Source organism: Bradyrhizobium sp. SZCCHNR1002, from assembly GCF_032381435.1.
Lineage (GTDB): Bacteria > Pseudomonadota > Alphaproteobacteria > Rhizobiales > Xanthobacteraceae > Bradyrhizobium > Bradyrhizobium aeschynomenes.
In genome coordinates, this window is sequence record NZ_JAUHIS010000001.1 from 1183265 (window position 1) to 1202950 (window position 19686).

19 protein-coding genes and 1 tRNA gene are annotated in these 19686 nt (G+C 64.9%); 1 reads left to right on the forward strand and 19 read right to left on the reverse strand.

Annotated features, from left to right (window positions below; genetic code table 11):
* Positions 1 to 12: 12 nt before the first annotated feature.
* From QX108_RS05270 to QX108_RS05355, 18 genes are all read right to left on the reverse strand, one after another.
* On the reverse strand, positions 13 to 1683 hold the full coding sequence (locus tag QX108_RS05270) for a ribonuclease J (RefSeq protein ID WP_315779392.1): 1671 nt from the start codon (positions 1681 to 1683) through the stop codon (positions 13 to 15).
* Positions 1684 to 2490, reverse strand: a complete 807-nt coding sequence (locus QX108_RS05275; RefSeq protein ID WP_315779394.1) for a biotin--[acetyl-CoA-carboxylase] ligase — start codon at positions 2488 to 2490, stop codon at positions 1684 to 1686.
* Positions 2491 to 3918, reverse strand: coding sequence for an NADH-quinone oxidoreductase subunit NuoN (nuoN, locus tag QX108_RS05280; RefSeq protein WP_315779396.1), 1428 nt, complete (start codon positions 3916 to 3918; stop codon positions 2491 to 2493).
* A gap of 28 nt (positions 3919 to 3946) precedes the next feature.
* A complete protein-coding gene (locus QX108_RS05285; RefSeq protein ID WP_315779398.1) occupies positions 3947 to 5455 on the reverse strand; it encodes an NADH-quinone oxidoreductase subunit M in 1509 nt (502 codons plus the stop codon).
* Positions 5452 to 7545: an NADH-quinone oxidoreductase subunit L gene (gene nuoL / locus QX108_RS05290; RefSeq protein ID WP_315720436.1), complete on the reverse strand. Its 2094-nt coding sequence runs from the start codon at positions 7543 to 7545 to the stop codon at positions 5452 to 5454. The genes QX108_RS05285 and nuoL overlap by 4 nt, the downstream gene beginning before the upstream one ends.
* 64 nt (positions 7546 to 7609) lie before the next feature.
* A complete protein-coding gene (gene nuoK / locus QX108_RS05295) occupies positions 7610 to 7918 on the reverse strand; it encodes an NADH-quinone oxidoreductase subunit NuoK (protein ID WP_006611001.1) in 309 nt (102 codons plus the stop codon).
* Entirely contained in the window at positions 7915 to 8553 is a 639-nt protein-coding gene (locus tag QX108_RS05300) for an NADH-quinone oxidoreductase subunit J (RefSeq protein WP_315779400.1), read from the reverse strand. Before QX108_RS05300 ends, nuoK begins: the two co-directional genes overlap by 4 nt.
* Positions 8554 to 8562: 9 nt before the next feature.
* Complete coding sequence (nuoI, locus tag QX108_RS05305; protein ID WP_006611003.1) at positions 8563 to 9051, reverse strand: NADH-quinone oxidoreductase subunit NuoI; 489 nt, start codon at positions 9049 to 9051, stop codon at positions 8563 to 8565.
* A gap of 7 nt (positions 9052 to 9058) precedes the next feature.
* Complete coding sequence (gene nuoH, locus QX108_RS05310) at positions 9059 to 10129, reverse strand: NADH-quinone oxidoreductase subunit NuoH (protein WP_315779401.1); 1071 nt, start codon at positions 10127 to 10129, stop codon at positions 9059 to 9061.
* A 10-nt stretch (positions 10130 to 10139) separates the two neighbouring features.
* Positions 10140 to 12209, reverse strand: coding sequence for an NADH-quinone oxidoreductase subunit NuoG (gene nuoG / locus QX108_RS05315; RefSeq protein ID WP_315779402.1), 2070 nt, complete (start codon positions 12207 to 12209; stop codon positions 10140 to 10142).
* 97 nt (positions 12210 to 12306) lie between these two features.
* Positions 12307 to 13632 carry an NADH-quinone oxidoreductase subunit NuoF gene (gene nuoF, locus QX108_RS05320; RefSeq protein WP_315779403.1) on the reverse strand — a complete coding sequence of 442 codons (1326 nt, stop codon included), beginning with the start codon at positions 13630 to 13632 and terminating at the stop codon, positions 12307 to 12309.
* 19 nt (positions 13633 to 13651) lie between these two features.
* Positions 13652 to 13867 carry a hypothetical protein gene (locus QX108_RS05325; protein ID WP_315779404.1) on the reverse strand — a complete coding sequence of 72 codons (216 nt, stop codon included), beginning with the start codon at positions 13865 to 13867 and terminating at the stop codon, positions 13652 to 13654.
* The gene (gene nuoE, locus QX108_RS05330; RefSeq protein ID WP_315720442.1) at positions 13864 to 14475 is read right to left on the reverse strand and encodes an NADH-quinone oxidoreductase subunit NuoE; all 612 of its coding nucleotides are present in this window, start codon (positions 14473 to 14475) and stop codon (positions 13864 to 13866) included. The genes QX108_RS05325 and nuoE overlap by 4 nt, the downstream gene beginning before the upstream one ends.
* Before the next feature lie 14 nt (positions 14476 to 14489).
* Complete coding sequence (locus QX108_RS05335; RefSeq protein ID WP_315779405.1) at positions 14490 to 15449, reverse strand: FkbM family methyltransferase; 960 nt, start codon at positions 15447 to 15449, stop codon at positions 14490 to 14492.
* Positions 15449 to 16645 carry an NADH-quinone oxidoreductase subunit D gene (locus QX108_RS05340; protein ID WP_315720444.1) on the reverse strand — a complete coding sequence of 399 codons (1197 nt, stop codon included), beginning with the start codon at positions 16643 to 16645 and terminating at the stop codon, positions 15449 to 15451. Before QX108_RS05340 ends, QX108_RS05335 begins: the two co-directional genes overlap by 1 nt.
* Before the next feature lie 14 nt (positions 16646 to 16659).
* Positions 16660 to 17265 carry an NADH-quinone oxidoreductase subunit C gene (locus QX108_RS05345; protein ID WP_315720445.1) on the reverse strand — a complete coding sequence of 202 codons (606 nt, stop codon included), beginning with the start codon at positions 17263 to 17265 and terminating at the stop codon, positions 16660 to 16662.
* Between the two features lie 12 nt (positions 17266 to 17277).
* Positions 17278 to 17859 (reverse strand): NuoB/complex I 20 kDa subunit family protein, encoded by a 582-nt coding sequence (locus QX108_RS05350; protein ID WP_006611012.1) that lies wholly within the window; start codon positions 17857 to 17859, stop codon positions 17278 to 17280.
* Entirely contained in the window at positions 17856 to 18221 is a 366-nt protein-coding gene (locus tag QX108_RS05355; protein ID WP_006611013.1) for an NADH-quinone oxidoreductase subunit A, read from the reverse strand. Before QX108_RS05355 ends, QX108_RS05350 begins: the two co-directional genes overlap by 4 nt.
* 627 nt (positions 18222 to 18848) lie before the next feature.
* Here QX108_RS05355 and QX108_RS05360 point away from each other — a divergent pair.
* Complete coding sequence (locus QX108_RS05360) at positions 18849 to 19049, forward strand: hypothetical protein (protein WP_172109606.1); 201 nt, start codon at positions 18849 to 18851, stop codon at positions 19047 to 19049.
* A 209-nt stretch (positions 19050 to 19258) separates the two neighbouring features.
* On the opposite strand, the gene QX108_RS05365 is transcribed toward QX108_RS05360, so the two are convergent.
* Positions 19259 to 19335: transfer RNA gene (locus QX108_RS05365), tRNA-Asp, on the reverse strand.
* Between the last annotated feature and the right edge of the window lie 351 nt (positions 19336 to 19686).

The window sequence follows — 19686 nt, forward strand, 5'->3', positions numbered from 1 at the left end:
AATCCGCCCGCGTCAGACTTCCAGGACGTGCACCAGGCAAATCGGCTTCTTGCCCCATTGCTCGTTCACAGCCGAGCGAACCGCTCGCCGCACCGATTCCGCCGCGGCGTCGGGATCGCGCCGCCGCGCCCGCGGCAGGCCCTCGAAGGTCGAGACGACGGCATCGAATACGATGTCGTCCATCGGCTCGCCGGCCACAGTCTTCTCGGGGATGCCGACCATGTCGACCTCGGGATCGTCAGCCAGTTCGCCCTTCTCCGTAATGGCCATGGCCACGAAGATGCAGCCGGCGAAGGACATCTTGCGCCGCTCGACCACGGCTCGCGACTTCGAATCTTCGACGATGGTGCCGTCCTTGTAGAGACGGCCCGCCGGCAGCTGATCGATGATCCCGGGATCGCCGGGGCCGAGCTTGACCAGATCGCCGTTGCGGCAGGTGATCACCTTCGGCACGCCGCAGGCACGCGCCAGCCGCGCATGCTCGTGCAGATGCAGCGCCTCGCCGTGGACAGGAATCAGGAGCTGCGGCCGGGTCCAGGCGATCATGTCGCGCAGCTCGTCGCGGCGCGGATGGCCGGAGACGTGCACCAGATGATTGCGGTCGGTGATGATCTCGATGCCCTGCTGCACGAGACCATTGATGACCGCGCCGACCGCCTTCTCGTTGCCGGGAATGGTGCGCGAAGAGAAGATGACGGTGTCGCCCTTGTTCAGGGTGACCAGCGGATGATCGTCATTGGCGATGCGCGCCAGCGCCGCACGCGGCTCACCCTGGCTGCCGGTGCACAGCGCCAGCACCTTGTCGGCGGGGAAGTGGCCGTAGAGATCCATGCCGCGGAAGTTCTGCACGCCGTCGAGATAGCCGGTTTCGCGCGCGACCTGGACGACGCGCTCCATGGCGCGGCCGACGATGACCACCTCGCGCTCGGCCTCGCGCGCCGCTTCCGCCACGGCGCGGATGCGCGCGACGTTGGAGGCAAAGGTGGTGACGGCGACGCGGCCCTTGGCTTCCTTGACAAGCGCCGTAATCGTCTTGGCGACCTCGGCCTCGGATGGCGAGCGCCCCTCGCGTACGGCGTTGGTGGAGTCACCGATCAGCGCGAGCAGCCCGGCATCGCCGAGCTCGCGCAGCCGCTTCTCGTCGGTCGGCGCGCCCAGCACCGGCGTCGGATCGATCTTCCAGTCGCCGGTGTGCAGGACCGTGCCGACCTCGGTATGGATGGCGAGCGCGTGCGATTCCGGAATCGAATGCGCGACCGGAATGAACTCGACATTGAACGGACCGATGTCGACACGGCCGCCTGACGGAATGACCTTGACCGGGATCTTCGCCGGCAGGCGCTCAGCCTCGCATTTCGCCTCGAACAAGGCGGCGCTGAACTTGGTCGCGTAGATCGGACATTTCAGCCGCGGCCAGAGATCGATGATGGCGCCGAAATGATCCTCATGCGCGTGCGTCAGCACCAGGCCGACGAGATTCCGGCCCTCCTTCTCCAGGAAGCTGACGTCCGGCATGATCAGGTCAATGCCGGGCAGATGCTCCTCGTCGCCGAAGGAGACGCCGAGATCGATCGCGAGCCAGGAGCGCTGGTGGCGATTGCCGAGACCGTAGATCGACAGGTTCATGCCGATCTCGCCGACGCCGCCGAGCGGCGCAAAGGTCAATTCGTCCGGACGTGCCATCTAGACCGCTCCCTTGGATGCGACCGAGCCGAAATGAACATCACCGGCCGTGATCGGCTCCAATCGTCCCTCCGCGGTCCGCACCAGCATACAACCCTGTTCATCGATCGTGTCGAAAATCCCCTCGATGATAGCATGTCCGGACCTGATGGCGACGGGCTGGCCGAGGCCCGCGGCCCGCTCCAGCCACAGCTTTCGGATGTCGCCGAAGCCGCGGCCCCCGTTCCAGATGCCGAAATATTCGACCCAGCGATCGGAGAGAGCGGTGAACAGATCCTCGGCGCTCACCTCGACTCCAAGGTCTCTGAGCGAGACCGCCGGTGTCGGGGTATCGGTCGGCGCCGCCACCACGTTGGTCCCGATGCCGGCCACCACCGCCAGCCCGCCGGCCACCCGTTCGGCCTCGAGCAGCATGCCGACGATCTTGCGGCCGCCGGCGAGCACGTCGTTCGGCCACTTCACCGAGAAATCGAGTGAGGAGCTGCCGCCGGACCGCAGCACGGCCTCGCGGCTGACCTGCCGCAGGGCGCTCGATATGGAGAGGCAGGCGGCGAAGCCGAGCGTGGCGGCAACAGCGGGCGCGACGTTCAGCACTTCGAGGACGGAGGAGGCCAGATTGCCCCGTGGCGCAATCCATGGCCGCTGGCGGCGGCCACGTCCGGCGGTCTGCTCCGTCGTGACGAACCAGCTTGCCTTGGCGCCCTGCCGCGCAGCGGAGAGGGCCTCGATATTGGTCGAGCCGGCCCGATCGAAGACGACGAGCCCGTAACCGCTGGCAGCGGCCCGGGCCCCAAGAGCAAAGGTCATCTAGAACAGCGACTTCGCCGCGGCCGCGGCCGCGCTGACCAGCGGGCCGGGATAGGCGAAGAACAGGATGTTGAAGACGCCGGAGATCGCGAGCACCGTGCGCAGCTCGATCCGGACCGGATCGACGCTCGGCAACGGCTCGTCGAAATACATCGTCTTGACGATCAGCAGGTAATAGTAGGCGCCCACGACGCTGGTCAGCACGCCGATCACCGACAGCGTGAACAGCCCGCCCTTGATCGCCGCGACGAACACGTACCACTTGGCGAAGAAGCCAGCCAGCGGCGGCACGCCGGCCAGCGAGAACAGCAGCATCGCAAAGAAGAACGCGAGCAGCGGATTGGTGCGCGACAGACCCGCGAAATCGCTGATCTTCTCGAATGACTGGCCGTTGCGCTTGATCGCCATGATCACCGCGAAGGAGCCGAGCGTCATCGCGACATAGATCGCGATATAGGTCAGCACGCCCTGCGCGCCTTCCACCGTGCCGGCGGCGAGGCCGACCAGAGCGAAGCCCATATGGCCGATCGACGAATAGGCCATCAGGCGCTTGATGTTGGTCTGGCCGATCGCGGCGAACGAACCGAGCGCCATCGAGGCGATCGAGACGAACACGATGATCTGCTGCCACTGGAAGGTGATGCCGGGGAATGCCGTCAGCGCGACGCGGACGAACACGGCGATCGCCGCCACCTTCGGCGCGGAGGCGAAGAACGCCGTGACCGGGGTCGGCGCGCCTTCATAGACGTCCGGTGTCCACATGTGGAACGGCACCGCCGAGACCTTGAAACACATGCCGGCGAACAGGAAGACGAGGCCGAAGATGATGCCGACGCCGCCGGTCTTGGTCGCCGCCGCGATGCCGGCAAAACTCACCGTGCCGGTGAAGCCGTAGATCAGCGAGGCGCCGTAGAGCAGCATGCCCGACGACAGTGCGCCCAGCACGAAGTACTTCAGGCCGGCTTCCGTCGACTTGACGTTGTCGCGATGGCTGGCGGCAACGACATAGAGGGCCAGCGACATCAGCTCGAGGCCGAGATAGAGCGTAATCAGGTCACCGGCCGAGATCAGCACGAGCATGCCGAGCGTCGAGAGCAGCACCAGGATCGCATATTCGAAGATGCGGCGGTCCGGCTTCGACAGGAACTCCGCCGACATGATCAGCGTCGCGGCCGAGCCGATGATCGCCAGGATCTTCAGGAAGCGCGCATAGCTGTCGGCGATGAAGCTGCCGCCGAAGGCCTGACCGCCCTGCTGCCTGAGCACCACGATGCCCACCACGATCAGGAGCGCAACCGCGAGGCCGGTGACGATCCCCGTCGTCCCCTGCCCGCGAAACGCGCCCAGCATCAACAGCGCCATGGCCCCCAAGGCCAGCAGCAGCTCCGGCAGCACCACCCAAAGCTGAGGCCCAAGATTCTCGATCATCGTCTCTGTCCCGACCTCAAGGGTCTCATCATTGAAGCAGCGCGGCGGCCTTCACGGCCGTCACGGCGGTATTGTAGTTGGTGACGAGCTGCTGCACCGAGGCCGCCGACATGTCCAGGATCGGCTTCGGATAGACGCCGAACAGGATGGTCAGCGCCACCAGCGGAAACAGGATCACGCCTTCACGCAGAGTGAGATCCTTGATGCTCGCCAGCGCCGGCTTGGTCAGCGCGCCGAACACCACCTTGCGGTACAGCCACAGCGCGTAGCCGGCCGACAGGATGACGCCGAAGGTCGCGAAGAACGCGGTCGGAATCGACACCTTGAAGGTGCCGAGCAGGGTCATGAACTCGCCGACGAAGCCGGAGGTGCCGGGCAGGCCGACATTGGCCATGGTGAACACCATGAACACCAACGCGTAGATCGGCATACGGTTGACGAGGCCGCCATAGGCCGCGATCTCGCGGGTGTGCATGCGGTCGTAGACGACGCCGACGCAGAGGAACAGCGCGCCCGAGACGATGCCGTGCGAGATCATCTGGAACACGCCGCCGGCGACGCCCTGCATGGTGCCGGCGAAGATGCCCATCGTCACGAAGCCCATATGCGCCACCGACGAGTAGGCGATGAGCTTCTTGATGTCCTCCTGCATCAGCGCGACCAGCGAGGTGTAGACGATCGCGATCGCCGACAGCGTCCACACCAGCGGCGCGAAGTCGTGCGAGGCCAGCGGGAACATCGGCAGCGAGAAGCGCAGGAAGCCGTAGCCGCCCATCTTCAGCAGGATCGCGGCCAGGATCACCGAGCCGGCGGTGGGCGCCTCGACATGCGCGTCCGGCAGCCAGGTGTGGACCGGCCACATCGGCATCTTCACCGCAAAGGAGGCGAAGAAGGCGAGCCAGGCCCAGGTCTGCAACGACCGCGGCACCGCAGTGTGCATCAGGGTCGGGATGTCGGTGGTGCCGGCGTTCCAGTACAGCGCCATGATGGCGAGCAGCATCAGCACCGAGCCGAGCAGCGTATAGAGGAAGAACTTGAACGACGCGTAGACCCGGCGCGGCCCGCCCCAGACGCCGATGATCAGGAACATCGGGATCAGGCCGCCCTCGAAGAACAGGTAGAACAGCACGAGGTCGAGCGCCGAGAAGGTGCCGACCATCAGCGTTTCCAGGATCAGGAACGCCATCATGTATTCGCGCAGGCGGTTCTTGACCGACTTCCAGCTCGCCACGATGCAGAACGGCATCAAAGCGGTGGTCAGGATCACGAACGGCAGCGAGATGCCGTCGACGCCCATGTGATAGCTGATCCCGGCCGCCAGCCAGTTCGACTTCTCGACGAACTGGAAGTCGGTCTGGCCGGGGTCGAAGCGCAGCACCAGGATCACCGACACCGCGAAGGTGATCAGCGTGGTCCACAATGCGATCCAGCGCGCATTGCGCTGGGCGGCTTCGTCATCGCCGCGGACCAGATAGATCAGCAGCGCGCCGACGAGCGGCAGGAAGGTAACGACGGAGAGAATTGGCCAGGTGGTCATTGCTGGCCCCCCATGAACATGAACCAGGTGATCAGGCCGGCGACGCCGATCAGCATGGCAAAGGCATAGTGATAGAGATAACCGGTCTGGATCTTGACGACGTTGCGCGTGACGTCGAGCACCCGCGCCGACACGCCATCCGGACCGAACCCGTCGATGACGAACCCGTCGCCCTTCTTCCAGAGGAAGCGGCCGAGCCACTTCGCCGGACGGACGAAGATGAAGTCATAGAGCTCGTCGAAGTACCACTTGTTGAGCAGGAAGTTGTAAAGCAGCGGCTGCTGCGCGGCGAGCTCCTCCGGGATGTCCGGACGCTTGACGTAGAAGAAGTAGGACACCGCGAAGCCGCCGACCATCATGATGAAGGGCAGCTGACCCAGCCAGAACGGCATGTGCTCCATGTCCTCCAGGATGTGCGGGTTCATCTTCAGCGACTCGCCGAAGAAGTGCTCGACACCGTGGGGATCGACGAACAGGCCCTTGAACGGGAAGCCCGCCAGGATCGAGCCGGCCGCGAGCACGCCGATCGGGATCAGCATCCAGATCGGGCTCTCATGGGCGGCGTCGTAGTGATGCTGGTCGTGCGGCGTGCCGAAGAAGGTCTTGAACACCAGACGCCAGGAGTAGAACGAAGTCAGGCCGGCGGCGACGATCGTGAGGAAGTACGCATAGGTCGCGAACGGATTGTGCGCGGCATAGGCGGCCTCGATGATCGCGTCCTTGGAGAAGAAGCCGGCGAAGCCCGGGAAGCCGGTCAGCGCGAGCGTACCGACGGTCATCACTGCGAAGGTGTACGGAATCTTGCGCCACAGGCCGCCCATGTTGCGGATGTCCTGCTCGTGGTGCATCGCGTAGATCACCGAGCCGGCGCCCAGGAACAGCAAGGCCTTGAAGAAGGCGTGCGTGAACAGATGGAACATGCCGACCGAGTAGGCCCCTGCCCCCATCGCCACGAACATGTAGCCGAGCTGCGAGCAGGTCGAATAGGCGACGATGCGCTTGATGTCGTTCTGCACGAGGCCGACGGTCGCCGCGAAGAACGCGGTGGTGGCGCCGAAGAACATCACGACGGCCTGCGCGTTCGGCGCGAGCTCGAACAGCGGCGACAGGCGCGCCACCATGAAGACACCGGCCGTGACCATGGTCGCGGCGTGGATCAGCGCCGAGACCGGAGTCGGACCTTCCATCGCGTCCGGCAGCCAGGTGTGCAGCAGGAACTGCGCCGACTTGCCCATCGCGCCCATGAACAGCAGCAGACAGGTGAGCGTGAGCGCATCCGCATGCCAGCCCAGGAAGTTGATCGTCGTCTTGCCGGCGATGCTCGGCGCAGCGGCGAAGATGGTCTCGAAGTCGGTCGACTTCGTCAGCAGGAAGATCGCGAAGATGCCGAGCGCGAAGCCGAAATCGCCGACGCGGTTGACGACGAAGGCCTTGATCGCGGCGGCGTTGGCCGACGGCTTCTGGAACCAGAACCCGATCAGCAGATAGCTGGCGAGACCGACGCCCTCCCAGCCGAAGAACAGCTGCACGAGGTTGTTGGCGGTCACCAGCATCAGCATCGCGAAGGTGAACAGCGAGAGATAGGCGAAGAAGCGCGGACGGTTCGGGTCTTCGTCCATGTAGCCGATCGAGTAGAGATGCACGAGCGAGGACACGCTGGTGACCACGACAAGCATGACCGCAGTCAGCGTGTCGACGCGCAGCGCCCAGGACACTTGCAGCTCGCCGGAATTGATCCAGGGCAGCAGCTCCTTCACGCCCGCTTCGTGGTGCATGAAGCCGACGCTGACCAGGGTCGCCCAGGACAGCGCGGCCGAGACGAACAGCAGCGCGGTGGTGATCGCCTGCGCGGCCCAGGTGCCGGAGGCCGGCGGCTCGGCGACGTGGTGATCGTCGTGGCCATGACCGTGATCATCGTGGCCGTGGTCGTCATGCGCATGGGCATGCGCGTCGGCGGCGCCATGAGCATGGCCGTCGTCGTGATGCTCGACCTCGTCGCCGCTCGGATGGCGCCCATGCGCCCCGAGCAGCGCGATCAGGCCGGCCAGGATCGCGCCCAGCAGCGGCAGAAAGACAATGGCCTGGATCATTCGCCCGTTCCCTTACGCATGACCTTGCCGGCGAGCCGGCCCCCACTGTTGCGGATCATGCGCCTTAGCCCTTCATCAGATTGACGTCTTCAACCGCGATCGAGCCGCGGTTGCGGAAATAGACCACCAGCACGGCCAGACCGATCGCCGCCTCGGCCGCGGCGACCGTCAGCACCAGCAGCGCGAACACCTGGCCGACGATGTCGCCGAGGAAGGTGGAGAACGCCACCAGGTTGATGTTGACCGCGAGCAGGATCAGCTCGACCGACATCAGGATGACGATGATGTTCTTGCGGTTCAGGAAGATGCCGAGGATGCCCAGCGTGAACAGCATCGCGGCGACCGCGAGGTAGTGCCCCAGTCCGATGGTCATTTCACCCACTCCGCGGCATCCGTGTCCTGCAGCCCCTGCCCGACCGCGACCTTGCGAACGGCCATCGCCATCTCAGGCGTGCGGGCGTTCTGGACGTTGATGTCCTGGCGCTTGACGCTGGCCTTGTGGCGCAAGGTCAGCACGATCGCACCGATCATCGCCACCAGCAGGATCATGCCCGACAGCTGGAAGTAATGGACGTACTTCGTATAGAGCACGAGGCCGAGCGCCTCGGTGTTGGTGACGTTGGTCGGGATCGCCGCCGTGATCGCCTTCGGCGTCGACGGGTTGATGACCCAGTAGGACACGGTCAGCAGCAGCTCGAACAGGAAGATGCCGCCGATCACGAGGCCGATCGGCATGTACTGCAGGAAGCCCTCGCGCAGCTCGGTGAAGTCGACGTCGAGCATCATGATCACGAACAAGAACAGCACCGCGACCGCGCCGACATAGACGACGACCAGGATCATCGCCAGGAACTCGGCGCCCATCAGCACGAACAGGCCGGAGGCGTTGACGAAGGCGAGGATCAGGTAGAGCACCGAGTGAACGGGGTTCTTCGAGACGATCACCATCACCGCGGAGGCCACGCAGACCGCCGCGAACAGGTAGAAGAAGAGCGCAGGAAGGATCATCGGACGGCCTCAGCGGTACGGCGCGTCGAGCGCGATGGCTTTGGAGATTTCGCGCTCCCAGCGGTCGCCGTTCGCGAGTAGCTTGGCCTTGTCATAGTACAGCTCCTCGCGGGTCTCGGTCGCGAACTCGAAGTTCGGGCCCTCGACGATGGCATCCACCGGACAGGCTTCCTGGCACAGGCCGCAATAGATGCACTTCACCATGTCGATGTCATAGCGCACCGTACGGCGAGTGCCGTCATTGCGGCGCGGGCCGGCCTCGATGGTGATCGCCTGCGCCGGGCAGACGGCCTCACAGAGCTTGCAGGCGATGCAGCGCTCTTCGCCGTTGGGATAGCGGCGCAACGCATGCTCGCCGCGGAAGCGCGGCGAGATCGGGCCCTTCTCGAACGGATAGTTCAAGGTCGGCTTGGGCTGGAAGAAGTAGCGCATCGCGAGGAAGAACGCGGAGACGAACTCCTGCAGCAGCAGCGACCGTGCAGTGGCGGAGATGTTCATGACAGCCTCATTTCGGCGCGATACCGGCGAAGTGCAGCACGCCCGCGACAACGACCACCATGGCCAGCGACAGCGGCAGGAACACCTTCCAACCCAGTCGCATCAACTGGTCGTAGCGGTAGCGCGGCACGATCGCTTTCGCCATCGCGATCAGGAAGAACATGAAGAACAGTTTCAGCGAGAACCAGATGACGCCCGGCACCCAGTTGAACGGCGGCAGGTCGATCGGCGGCAGCCAGCCGCCGAGGAACAGGATGGTCGCTAGCGCGCACATCGTGGTGATCGCGACGTACTCGCCGAGCATGAACAGGAGATACGGCGTCGAGCCGTACTCGACCATGAAGCCGGCGACGAGCTCCGATTCCGCCTCGACCAGGTCGAAGGGCGGGCGGTTGGTCTCGGCCAGCGCCGAGACGTAGAACACCACGAACATCGGGAACAGCGGCCAGACGTACCAGTTCAGGATCGTCAGCTGCGGCAGGCCGATCAGGCTGGCGAGGCCGCGCGCATGCTGCGCCTCGACCACCGCCGAGAGGTTCAGGGTGCCGGCGCACAGCAGCACGGTGATGATGACGAAGCCGATCGAGACCTCGTAGGACACCATCTGCGCCGCGGAGCGCAGCGCCGCCAGGAATGGATATTTCGAGTTCGACGACCAGCCGGCCATGATGATGCCGTAGATCGACAGCGACGAGATCGCGAAGATGAAGAGGATGCCGACATTGATGTCGGCGATCGCCCAGCCGAGATTGGTCGGGATCACCGCCCAGGCCGCTAGCGCGAGCACGCAGGACACCAGCGGCGCCAGCAGGAACACGCCCTTGTTGGCGCCGGCCGGAATGATCGGCTCCTTGAGCACGAACTTCAGCAGGTCCGCGAACGACTGGAATAGGCCCCAGGGCCCGACCACGTTAGGACCCCTGCGGATCTGCACCGCCGCCCAGATCTTGCGGTCGGCGAGCAGGATGTAGGCGATCGCGACCAGGAGGACGACGAGGAGCAGCACGCTCTGCGCGATCATGATGATCAGCGGCCAGAGGAAGCCTGTCCAGAACGAGCTTGCGAAGAAATCAGCCATCAGGTCACGCTCACTCCGCTGCCGTCAGCATCTGCCCGGAGGCCAGGCGGGAGCATTCCGCCATGACCGCCGATGCGCGCGCGATCGGATTGGTGAGATAGAAGTCGTCGATGACAGGCTTGAACGGCGCCTTTTCGAGGCTACCGCCCTTGCCTGCAAGGGTCTTGATGTCGGCGATCTTGCCGGCTTCGATCTGGTCGATGCGGCCGAGATGCGGTACCGCCTTGATGATCTCGGCGCGCAGCGCGGCCAGCGAGTCGTAGCCGAGCTTGCGCCCGAGCACGTCTGACAGCGCGCGGATGATCGCCCAGTCCTCGCGGGCCTCGCCCGGTGGGAACGATGCGCGCGCCGCGATCTGCACCCGGCCCTCGGTGTTGACGTAGAGGCCGGACTTCTCGGTGTAGGCGGCGCCCGGAAGGATGACGTCGGCGCGATGCGCGCCGCGGTCGCCATGGGTACCGATGTAGACCGTGAACACGCCCTCGGGCACCTCGACCTCGTCGGCGCCGAGCAGGAACATCACGTCCATGGTGCCGAAGGTGGTCATCTGTGCGCCGGTCAGGCCGGTGCCGTTGAAGCCGATGTCCAGGGCGCCGACGCGCGACGCGGTGTCGTGCAGCACGGCAAAGCCGTTCCAGTCGTCGCGCACGGCGTTGACGTCCATCGCGATCTTGGCGGCGAGCGCCAGGATCGCGCCGCCGTCGTGACGCGCGGCCGCGCCGGCGCCGACCAGCACGATCGGGTTCTTGGCGTTGCGGAAGGTGGTTGCGAAGGAGTGCTTGCCGGCGGCGACGTCGCTCAGCGAGTCCGTGCCCGCGCCGATGTGCTCATAGGCATAGGTCAGATCGGCCTTGGGGCCGACCAGACCGACCTTGAGCTGGCCCGAGCGCCAACGCTTGCGAATGCGGGCGTTGAGCACGGCCGCTTCCTTGCGCGGATTGGCGCCGATGATCAGGATCGCGTCGGCCTGCTCGATGCCGGCGATGGTCGGGTTGAACAGATAGGACGCACGGCCCAGCTTGGCATTGAAGCTGTCACCACCCTGCACCGCCACGTTGGTCGAGCCGAGCTTGGCGAGCAGATCCTTGAGCGCAAACATCTCCTCGACGGCCGCGAGGTCGCCGGCGATCGCGCCGATCCGCTTGCCGTCGATGCGCGACAGTTTTGCAGCGATCGCCTTGAACGCCTCGGGCCAAGTGGCCGGGCGCAGCTTGCCGTCCTCACGGACATAGGGACGATCCAGCCGCTGCGTCCGCAGGCCGTCAACGACGTGACGGGTCTTGTCGGAGATCCACTCCTCGTTCACGGCGTCATTGATGCGCGGCAGGATCCGCATCACCTCGCGGCCGCGGGTATCGACGCGGATTGCCGAACCCAAGCCGTCCATGACGTCGATCGACTGCGTCTTGCCGAGCTCCCAGGGACGCGCGGCAAACGCGTAAGGCTTCGAGGTCAGCGCGCCGACCGGGCAGATGTCGACCAGATTGCCCTGCAGCTCCGAGCTCAGCGCCTGCTCGAGATAGGTCGTGATCTCCATGTCCTCGCCGCGGCCGGTCGCGCCCATTTCCGGCACGCCGCAGACCTCCGCCGAAAAGCGGACGCAGCGCGTGCACTGGATGCAGCGGGTCATCGAGGTCTTGACCAGCGCGCCGAGATATTTGTCCTCGACGGCGCGCTTGTTCTCGGCGTAGCGGCTGGTGTCGACACCATAGCCCATCGCCTGGTCCTGCAGGTCACACTCGCCGCCCTGGTCGCAGATCGGGCAATCCAAGGGATGGTTGATCAGAAGGAATTCCATCACGCCTTCGCGTGCCTTCTTGACCATCGGCGAGCGGGTGGAGATCTCCGGCGGCTCGCCCTTCGGGCCCGGCCGGCAGTCGCGCACGCCCCAGGCGCAGCTCGCGACCGGCTTCGGTCCGCCCTTCACCTCGACGAGGCACATCCGGCAGTTGCCGGCGATCGACAGCCGCTCATGATAGCAGAAGCGCGGAATCTCGGCGCCCGCCGCCTCGCACGCCTGCAGCAGCGTGTACTCCGGCGGCACATCGATCTCTTTGCCATCGATGATGATCTTGGTCATTGCCTCACATCTCTCTCAAATCACGGACCACCGCACTGCGCACCGCGAGGGCGCAAGCGCGGGGGAAAACCTTGCTGGCGGATCGGGCCGCCATCACCTACTCCGCCGCTACCATGTGCGCGGGATCGCGCACGCCGACGTCATCGACGTCAGCCTTGTGCGAATACTGATCGATCCGCGCTTCGATCTCGTGACGGAAATGCGTGATCAGGCCCTGGATCGGCCAGGCCGCGGCGTCGCCCAGCGCGCAGATCGTGTGCCCCTCGATCTGCTTGGTGACCTCCAGCAGCATGTCGATCTCGCGCTTGTGGGCGCGGCCCTCGGCCATGCGGGTCAGCACGCGCCACATCCAGCCGGTGCCCTCGCGGCACGGCGTGCACTGGCCGCAGCTCTCATGCTTGTAGAAATAGGAGATGCGCGCGATCGCCCGGATCAGGTCGGTCGACTTGTCCATCACGATGACGGCCGCGGTCCCCAAGCCCGAGCGCAGCTTCGAAAGGCTGTCGAAATCCATCGGCGTGTCGATGATCTGCTCGGCCGGCACCATGCGCACCGACGAGCCGCCGGGAATGACGGCCTTCAGATTGTCCCAGCCGCCGCGGATGCCGCCGCAATGCTTCTCGATCAGCTCGCGGAACGGGATGCCCATCGCCTCTTCGACGTTGCAGGGCCGCTCGACGTGACCGGAGATGCAGAACAGCTTGGTGCCGACGTTGTTGGGACGTCCGATGCCGGCGAACCAGGACGCACCGCGGCGCAGGATGGTCGGCGCGACCGCGATCGACTCGACGTTGTTGACGGTCGTCGGGCAGCCATAGAGGCCGACATTGGCCGGGAATGGCGGCTTCAGCCGCGGCTGGCCCTTCTTGCCCTCGAGGCTCTCGAGCAGCGCGGTCTCCTCGCCGCAGATATAGGCGCCGGCGCCATGCGCGACATAGATGTCGAACGGCCAGCCATGGATGTTGTCCTTGCCGACCAGCTTCGCGTCATAGGCCTGGTCGATCGCCGCCTGCAGTCGCTCGCGCTCGCGGATGAACTCGCCGCGCACATAGATGTAGCAGGCATGCGCGTTCATCGCGAAGCTGGCGAGCAGGCAGCCCTCGACGAGATGATGCGGATCGTGCCGCATGATCTCGCGATCCTTGCAGGTGCCGGGCTCGGACTCGTCGGCGTTGACCACGAGATAGCTCGGCCGGCCGTCGGTCGATTCCTTCGGCATGAACGACCATTTCAGGCCGGTCGGAAAGCCGGCGCCGCCGCGGCCGCGCAGGCCGGACGCCTTCATCTCGTTGATGATCCAGTCGCGGCCCTTGTCGATCAGCCCCTTGGTGCCGTCCCAGCTGCCGCGACGGCGTGCGCCTTCAAGGCCCCAATCGTGCAGGCCGTAGAGGTTGGTGAAGATGCGGTCCTTGTCGTCGAGCATCAGACGGCTTCCTCTGAGATCAGCGGTTCGACTGCATGGTGGCGATGAAGGCGGCGCAGCCGCCAAACACCAGGGCCCACAGCAGACTGGACTCCAGCGTCGCGTTCAGCGCGAACCGCTGCAGTACGAAAATGAAAGCGGCGGCAGCAAGCGTATGCAGCGCCACGTAGCGCCAGTTCTTCATCGCGGCGCCCTCTTGGGTCAGGGCCGCAACGCGGATGCGATTGCGGCTCATGTCTTCTCCTTCAGCGTGGTCGGCCCGCCCGCCGGCGCCGAGAACTGGCGCCCGTTCTGCGGACCCGGCGTCGGCAGATTGCCGGTCGCGAAGCCGTCGAGCACCTTGCCGAAGCTCTCCGGCGTCAGGTCCTCGTAGGTATCCTTCCAGACCTGCACCATCGGCGCATTCACACAGGCGCCCAGGCACTCGACTTCTTCCCAGCTGAAGTCGCCGTCCTTGGAGAGGTGGAAGGGATCGTGATGGATCCGGTGCTTGCAGACCTCGATCAGCTCCTCGGCGCCGCGCAGCCGGCACGGCGTGGTGCCGCAGACCTGGACATGCGCCTTCTTGCCGACCGGCTGCAGCTGGAACATCGTGTAGAAGGTCGCGACCTCGAGCACGCGGATATAGGGCATGCCCAGCATGTCGGCGACCACGCGGATGGCCGCTTCCGAAACCCAGCCCTCGTTCTGCTCCTGCGCGCGCCACAGGATCGCGATCACGGCCGAGGCCTGGCGGCCTTCCGGGTATTTGGCGATCTGGGCCTTGGCGAAGGCGAGGTTTTCATCCGTGAACGCAAAGCTCGCGGGCTGGAGGTCCTTCGGGGCAAGACGGCGGACGGACATGGCTCTCTAGTCTTTCATTGCATGCGGCGCGCGGCACTTGCATTGAGCGCTGCGACGCGATTCTGCCAGAAGGCACTTGCAGTTCCGAACACGTTGTAGCCGACGTGCGTGGATACCTTGATACGGTCGAGGATCGACAGCTCGGTCACGGTCTCGAATCGGCCGCTCGCGGGGTCGTAGACCATCAGCTGCATCGGCGTCTGGTCGAGGATGTAGCGCGACACCGTGTGATTGCGGTCCTGCCCGTGCTCCTCGCACAGGATCATGCTGTCGGTCGCGAGCAGCCGGGCCCCGCCCTTGATCGCCTCGATCTCCACGCCCTCGACGTCGAGCTTGATCAGGTACTTTCCGGACGCAGCGACCTTGCCGTCGTCGATGAGGTCGTCGAGCGCCATCACCGGCACCTGCTCACCGTCAGCGCCATCGCCGGCGATACTGAAGGCCTCATGCTTGGTCCCGCTCAGGTGCGCAACGCCGCGGCGTTCGCCGATCGCGCACTTCATGACCTCGAAGCGGCCGCCATTGATCTCGGAATTGTTGGCGAGCTTGGCGAAGTTCGCCGACGACGGCTCGATCGCGATCGCCTTGTGCGATCCATACGGCACGCTCGACACCAGCACAGACCAGTAGCCGTAATTGGCGCCGCCATCGATGAAGGTGTAGTCGACATCGACGCTGCCGAGAAACAGCAACTCGAGCTCGTCCTCATAATGATAGGCGCGGTTGAGCAGCTTGCTCCAATAACCGTCCCCATAGGGAAACTCGAACACCGCATCCGGGTTGAGCTTCACTGCGAGGTTGCGTTCCGGCAGCGCGAGGCGCAGCAGATTGGCGCAGCGATTGTAGCCGCGATGCGAGAAGTGCGACGAGATCTTCGAGCCGGTGGACAGCGCCAAGGCAGCCGTGCGCTCCCAGAGGTTCGCTCCTTCGAGCGCCCCGGAAGCACGATCGAACTGGATCGGCGCATGGCCCATCAGCGATCCACCTCCCCGAACACGATGTCGAGCGAGCCGAGAATGGCCGAGACGTCGGCGAGCAGATGGCCGCGGCACAGGAAGTCCATCGCCTGTAGATGGGCGAAGCCCGGCGCGCGGATCTTGCACTTGTAGGGCTTATTGGTGCCGTCGGAGACCAGATAAACGCCGAACTCGCCCTTCGGCGCCTCGACGGCGGCGTAGATCTCGCCGGGCGGAACGTGAAAGCCCTCGGTGTAGAGCTTGAAGTGATGGATCAGCGCTTCCATCGAACGCTTCATCTCGCCACGGCGCGGCGGCGAGATCTTGTTGTCGGTGATCAGCACCGGCCCCTGTCCATCAGGCGCGCGCAGCTTGGCAATGCACTGCTTCATGATGCGCACGGACTGGCGCATCTCTTCCATGCGGATCAGATAGCGGTCGTAGCAGTCGCCATTCTTGCCGATCGGAACGTCGAAATCCATCTCGGCGTAGACGTCGTAGGGCTGCGACTTGCGCAGGTCCCAGGCGGCGCCGGAGCCGCGCACCATCACACCGGAGAAGCCCCACTCCCAGGCCTGCTTCAGGGTGACGACGCCGATGTCGACATTGCGCTGCTTGAAGATGCGGTTGCCGGTGAGCAGCTGGTCGAGATCGTCGACCACCTTCAGGAACGGATCGCAGAACGCGTCGATGTCGTCGATCAACTTCGGCGGCAAGTCCTGGTGGACGCCGCCGATGCGGAAGTAGTTGGCGTGCATGCGCGAGCCGGAGGCGCGCTCATAGAACACCATGAGCTTCTCGCGCTCCTCGAAGCCCCACAGCGGCGGGGTCAGCGCACCGACGTCCATGGCCTGCGTGGTGACGTTGAGCAGATGCGACAGCAGCCGGCCGATCTCGGAATAGAGCACGCGGATCAGCTGGCCGCGGCGCGGCACCTCGATGCCGAGCAGACGCTCGGCGGCAAGGCAGAACGCATGCTCCTGGTTCATCGGCGCGACGTAGTCGAGCCGATCGAAGTACGGCATCGCCTGCAGATAGGTCTTGGTCTCGATCAGCTTCTCGGTGCCGCGGTGAAGCAGGCCGATATGCGGATCGACGCGCTCCACGACCTCGCCGTCCAGTTCAAGCACGAGACGCAGCACGCCGTGCGCGGCCGGATGCTGCGGCCCGAAGTTGATCGTAAAATTGCGAAGTGCCGGGCTCTGCTCGTTCATGCCTGCGCTCCCACTCACTTCGTCGCTTTCTCATCGCCCGGCAGCGGATAGTCCGCGCCTTCCCAGGGCGAGAGAAAATCGAACTTGCGGAATTCCTGGTTGAGCCGGACCGGCTCGTAGATCACCCGCTTCTCCTGGTCGTCGTAGCGCACCTCGACGAAACCGGTTGTCGGGAAGTCCTTGCGCAGCGGGTGGCCGTCGAAGCCGTAATCGGTCAGCAGCCGGCGCATATCGGGATGGCCGACGAAGATCACGCCATAGAGGTCGTAGGCCTCGCGCTCGAACCAGTCGGCGCCCGGGAAGACGTCGATGATCGAGGGCACCTGGGTCGTCTCGTCGGCCTCGGCCTTGAGCCGGATGCGGGTATTCATCGTCGGCGACAGGAAGTGATAGACGACCTCGAAGCGCTTGGCGCGCTCGGGATAATCGACCGCCGTGATGTCGGTGAAGTTGATGAACCGGCAACCGGGGTCATCGCGCAGATACTTCACGACCTCGACGATCCGGGCGGGCTCCACGGTCACCGTGAGTTGGTTGAAAGCAACCGAATGCCCGATCGCCGCGCCCGGAAGCGCGCTCACGATCGTCTGCCCAAGGGCGTCGAGCCTGCCGTCGTCCATAACGAAAAACCTTCAGCGTTCGATGGTGCCGGTGCGCCGGATCTTCTTCTGCAGCAACAGAACACCGTACAGCAGCGCTTCCGCGGTCGGCGGACAGCCGGGCACGTAGATGTCAATGGGAACGATACGGTCGCAGCCGCGGACCACCGAATAGGAATAGTGGTAGTAGCCGCCGCCATTGGCGCAGGAGCCCATCGAGATGACGTAGCGCGGCTCCGGCATCTGGTCGTAGACTTTGCGCAGCGCCGGCGCCATCTTGTTGGTCAGGGTGCCCGCGACGATCATCACGTCCGACTGGCGCGGCGAGGCGCGCGGCGCGAAGCCGAAGCGCTCGACGTCGTAGCGCGGCATCGAGACCTGCATCATCTCGACGGCGCAGCAGGCCAGACCGAACGTCATCCACATCAGCGAGCCCGTACGGGCCCAGGTGATGAGATCGTCAGCTGTGGCGACGAAGAATCCCTTGTCCGACAGCTCGTGCTTGACCTCGAGGAAATACGGGTCGTTGGCACCAACGGGCCTGCCGGTCGCGGGATCGAGGATGCCCTTCGGGGCCGGTGCGATCACCGGACCGGAGGACGGGGTCGGGCTCAATCCCATTCAAGCGCGCCTTTCTTCCATTCGTAGGCAAACCCGACCGTCAGCACAGCCAGGAACACCAGCATCGACCAGAAGCCGGCCGCGCCGAGCTTGCCGAATGCGACTGCCCAGGGGAACAGGAAGGCGACTTCGAGGTCGAAGATGATGAAAAGGATGGCAACCAGATAGAAGCGGACATCGAACTTCATGCGGGCGTCGTCGAACGCATTGAAGCCGCACTCGTAAGCCGAGAGCTTCTCGGGATCGGGCTGCTGGTAGGCGACCACGAAGGGCGCGATCAGCAGCACCACCCCGATGATGGCCGCGACACCTATGAAAACGACGAGGGGGAGATAGTTCTGAAGGATGCCGGTCATCGGCGCCACTTTCCTCTGCGGTTTCGGTGCAAACCGCAGACTCGCTGCATTGGAATTGGTCGAAGCCTTAGCGCAGCGCACCAAGCCGCGCAAGACGAGCCGTCTCGCCGCCGTCATCCCTCCCCACATTGCGGAGTGCCGGACACACAGCAGCCCGTGGCAAGGCCAGGACGCGTGCGCGGCCGGCATCGCAGACCCGCAGCATTACGGTGTCGCATGTCACGTGACCAACGCGGACGGGCAGCGGTCGCAAGCACGCACGGCGTTGTGCGCAGGCCAGAGATAGGCGGAAACAGGCTGCGACGCGGCGACCGAGCGGGAGCGACTGATCGCGATTGGGCGATCGTCCGATACGCAACCGCCATCGGCTAGATGGCCGCCGTCGGCCGCCGAATCAAGGTCATCCACAGCACGGAGCCGTGACAAGCCATGGGCCCGGCTCGATCTGGCCAAGGGCAAAGACCGAATGCCGGTCGATCCGCCCCACCGCGCCGCTTACTCCCGATTGCCGCAGCGAGCGCTGCAACCGATGAAACCATTTTGAGGAAACCAAGAAACCGGATCGAAACAAAGCGAAGGTACACATCCCGGCAACAAAGTGGCGCTCTGAGACGCCGGGAGGCTGACATGAACCACTCGATCCATTCCGCAGACCGCTCGACCCATCTGAAGATCGTGGTCGTGGCCCTCATCGCCGGCATCGCCGTGACCGCGTTCGGGATCGCGGCCCGGACCAATGCCGACTACAGCCAGACGGCCTCGCATGCGCCGGTCAAGGCCGGCAAGCCGGTCGTCGTGACCAGTTCCAACGGCTCGATGGTGCGTTGAGCATCGAAGGCGCCGCGCCGATCAGCTTCGGATGCCCGTCGGGCCGCCCTCGTGGCGGCCTTTTTCGTGGGCGCAGTCCGCCAGAGGTCGCATCGCACGCGCCGCCCCCGCTGCGCAGCGGCCGCCTTGTCCAAGACAGACGGGCGCGGATGCACGAGCCGGTGCGCACTGGAAGCAGGATCGGGCTGAGGGAGATGAGCCATCTGAAATGGCGCGAGAGACGGGGCTCGAACCCGCGACCTCCGGCGTGACAGGCCGGCGCTCTAACCAACTGAGCTACTCCCGCGTGATCGCGAAATCCGCGGAGGAGTGCGACTTAAAGGGGCGATGTTTCGAAGTCAAGGACAATGAAACCGATTTGTGAGAAGTCGTTGATGAGCCCCCAACAGACCAACCAGTCATGCCCCTGGCAGCCATGCCGGTGTCCCTCGAGCTCAGGGTTCGCGGGCCTGGCGCCGTGGCCGAACGCTCCGATCGTCACCTTTGGCTGCCGCCGCCGAGGCATGTGTCCGCAGGCATCGGAGGGACAGAGCGACAGGTGGAAGGATCTCCGAATCGGACCATGTTCGATAAGGCGCTCGCTGGCGCTCCGAAGCGCGAGGAAGCTCGCCAAGTCTCGTCCCGTTCTGACCCCATT

Coding starts and splice junctions, on each gene's coding strand:
- QX108_RS05270 (WP_315779392.1), bottom strand. CDS start 1,683: ATGGCACGTCCGGACGAATTGACCTTTGCGCCGCTCGGCGGCGTCGGC.
- QX108_RS05275 (WP_315779394.1), bottom strand. CDS start 2,490: ATGACCTTTGCTCTTGGGGCCCGGGCCGCTGCCAGCGGTTACGGGCTC.
- nuoN (WP_315779396.1), bottom strand. CDS start 3,918: ATGATCGAGAATCTTGGGCCTCAGCTTTGGGTGGTGCTGCCGGAGCTG.
- QX108_RS05285 (WP_315779398.1), bottom strand. CDS start 5,455: ATGACCACCTGGCCAATTCTCTCCGTCGTTACCTTCCTGCCGCTCGTC.
- nuoL (WP_315720436.1), bottom strand. CDS start 7,545: ATGATCCAGGCCATTGTCTTTCTGCCGCTGCTGGGCGCGATCCTGGCC.
- nuoK (WP_006611001.1), bottom strand. CDS start 7,918: ATGACCATCGGACTGGGGCACTACCTCGCGGTCGCCGCGATGCTGTTC.
- QX108_RS05300 (WP_315779400.1), bottom strand. CDS start 8,553: ATGATCCTTCCTGCGCTCTTCTTCTACCTGTTCGCGGCGGTCTGCGTG.
- nuoI (WP_006611003.1), bottom strand. CDS start 9,051: ATGAACATCTCCGCCACTGCACGGTCGCTGCTGCTGCAGGAGTTCGTC.
- nuoH (WP_315779401.1), bottom strand. CDS start 10,129: ATGGCTGATTTCTTCGCAAGCTCGTTCTGGACAGGCTTCCTCTGGCCG.
- nuoG (WP_315779402.1), bottom strand. CDS start 12,209: ATGACCAAGATCATCATCGATGGCAAAGAGATCGATGTGCCGCCGGAG.
- nuoF (WP_315779403.1), bottom strand. CDS start 13,632: ATGCTCGACGACAAGGACCGCATCTTCACCAACCTCTACGGCCTGCAC.
- QX108_RS05325 (WP_315779404.1), bottom strand. CDS start 13,867: ATGAGCCGCAATCGCATCCGCGTTGCGGCCCTGACCCAAGAGGGCGCC.
- nuoE (WP_315720442.1), bottom strand. CDS start 14,475: ATGTCCGTCCGCCGTCTTGCCCCGAAGGACCTCCAGCCCGCGAGCTTT.
- QX108_RS05335 (WP_315779405.1), bottom strand. CDS start 15,449: ATGGGCCATGCGCCGATCCAGTTCGATCGTGCTTCCGGGGCGCTCGAA.
- QX108_RS05340 (WP_315720444.1), bottom strand. CDS start 16,645: ATGAACGAGCAGAGCCCGGCACTTCGCAATTTTACGATCAACTTCGGG.
- QX108_RS05345 (WP_315720445.1), bottom strand. CDS start 17,265: ATGGACGACGGCAGGCTCGACGCCCTTGGGCAGACGATCGTGAGCGCG.
- QX108_RS05355 (WP_006611013.1), bottom strand. CDS start 18,221: ATGACCGGCATCCTTCAGAACTATCTCCCCCTCGTCGTTTTCATAGGT.
- QX108_RS05360 (WP_172109606.1), top strand. CDS start 18,849: ATGAACCACTCGATCCATTCCGCAGACCGCTCGACCCATCTGAAGATC.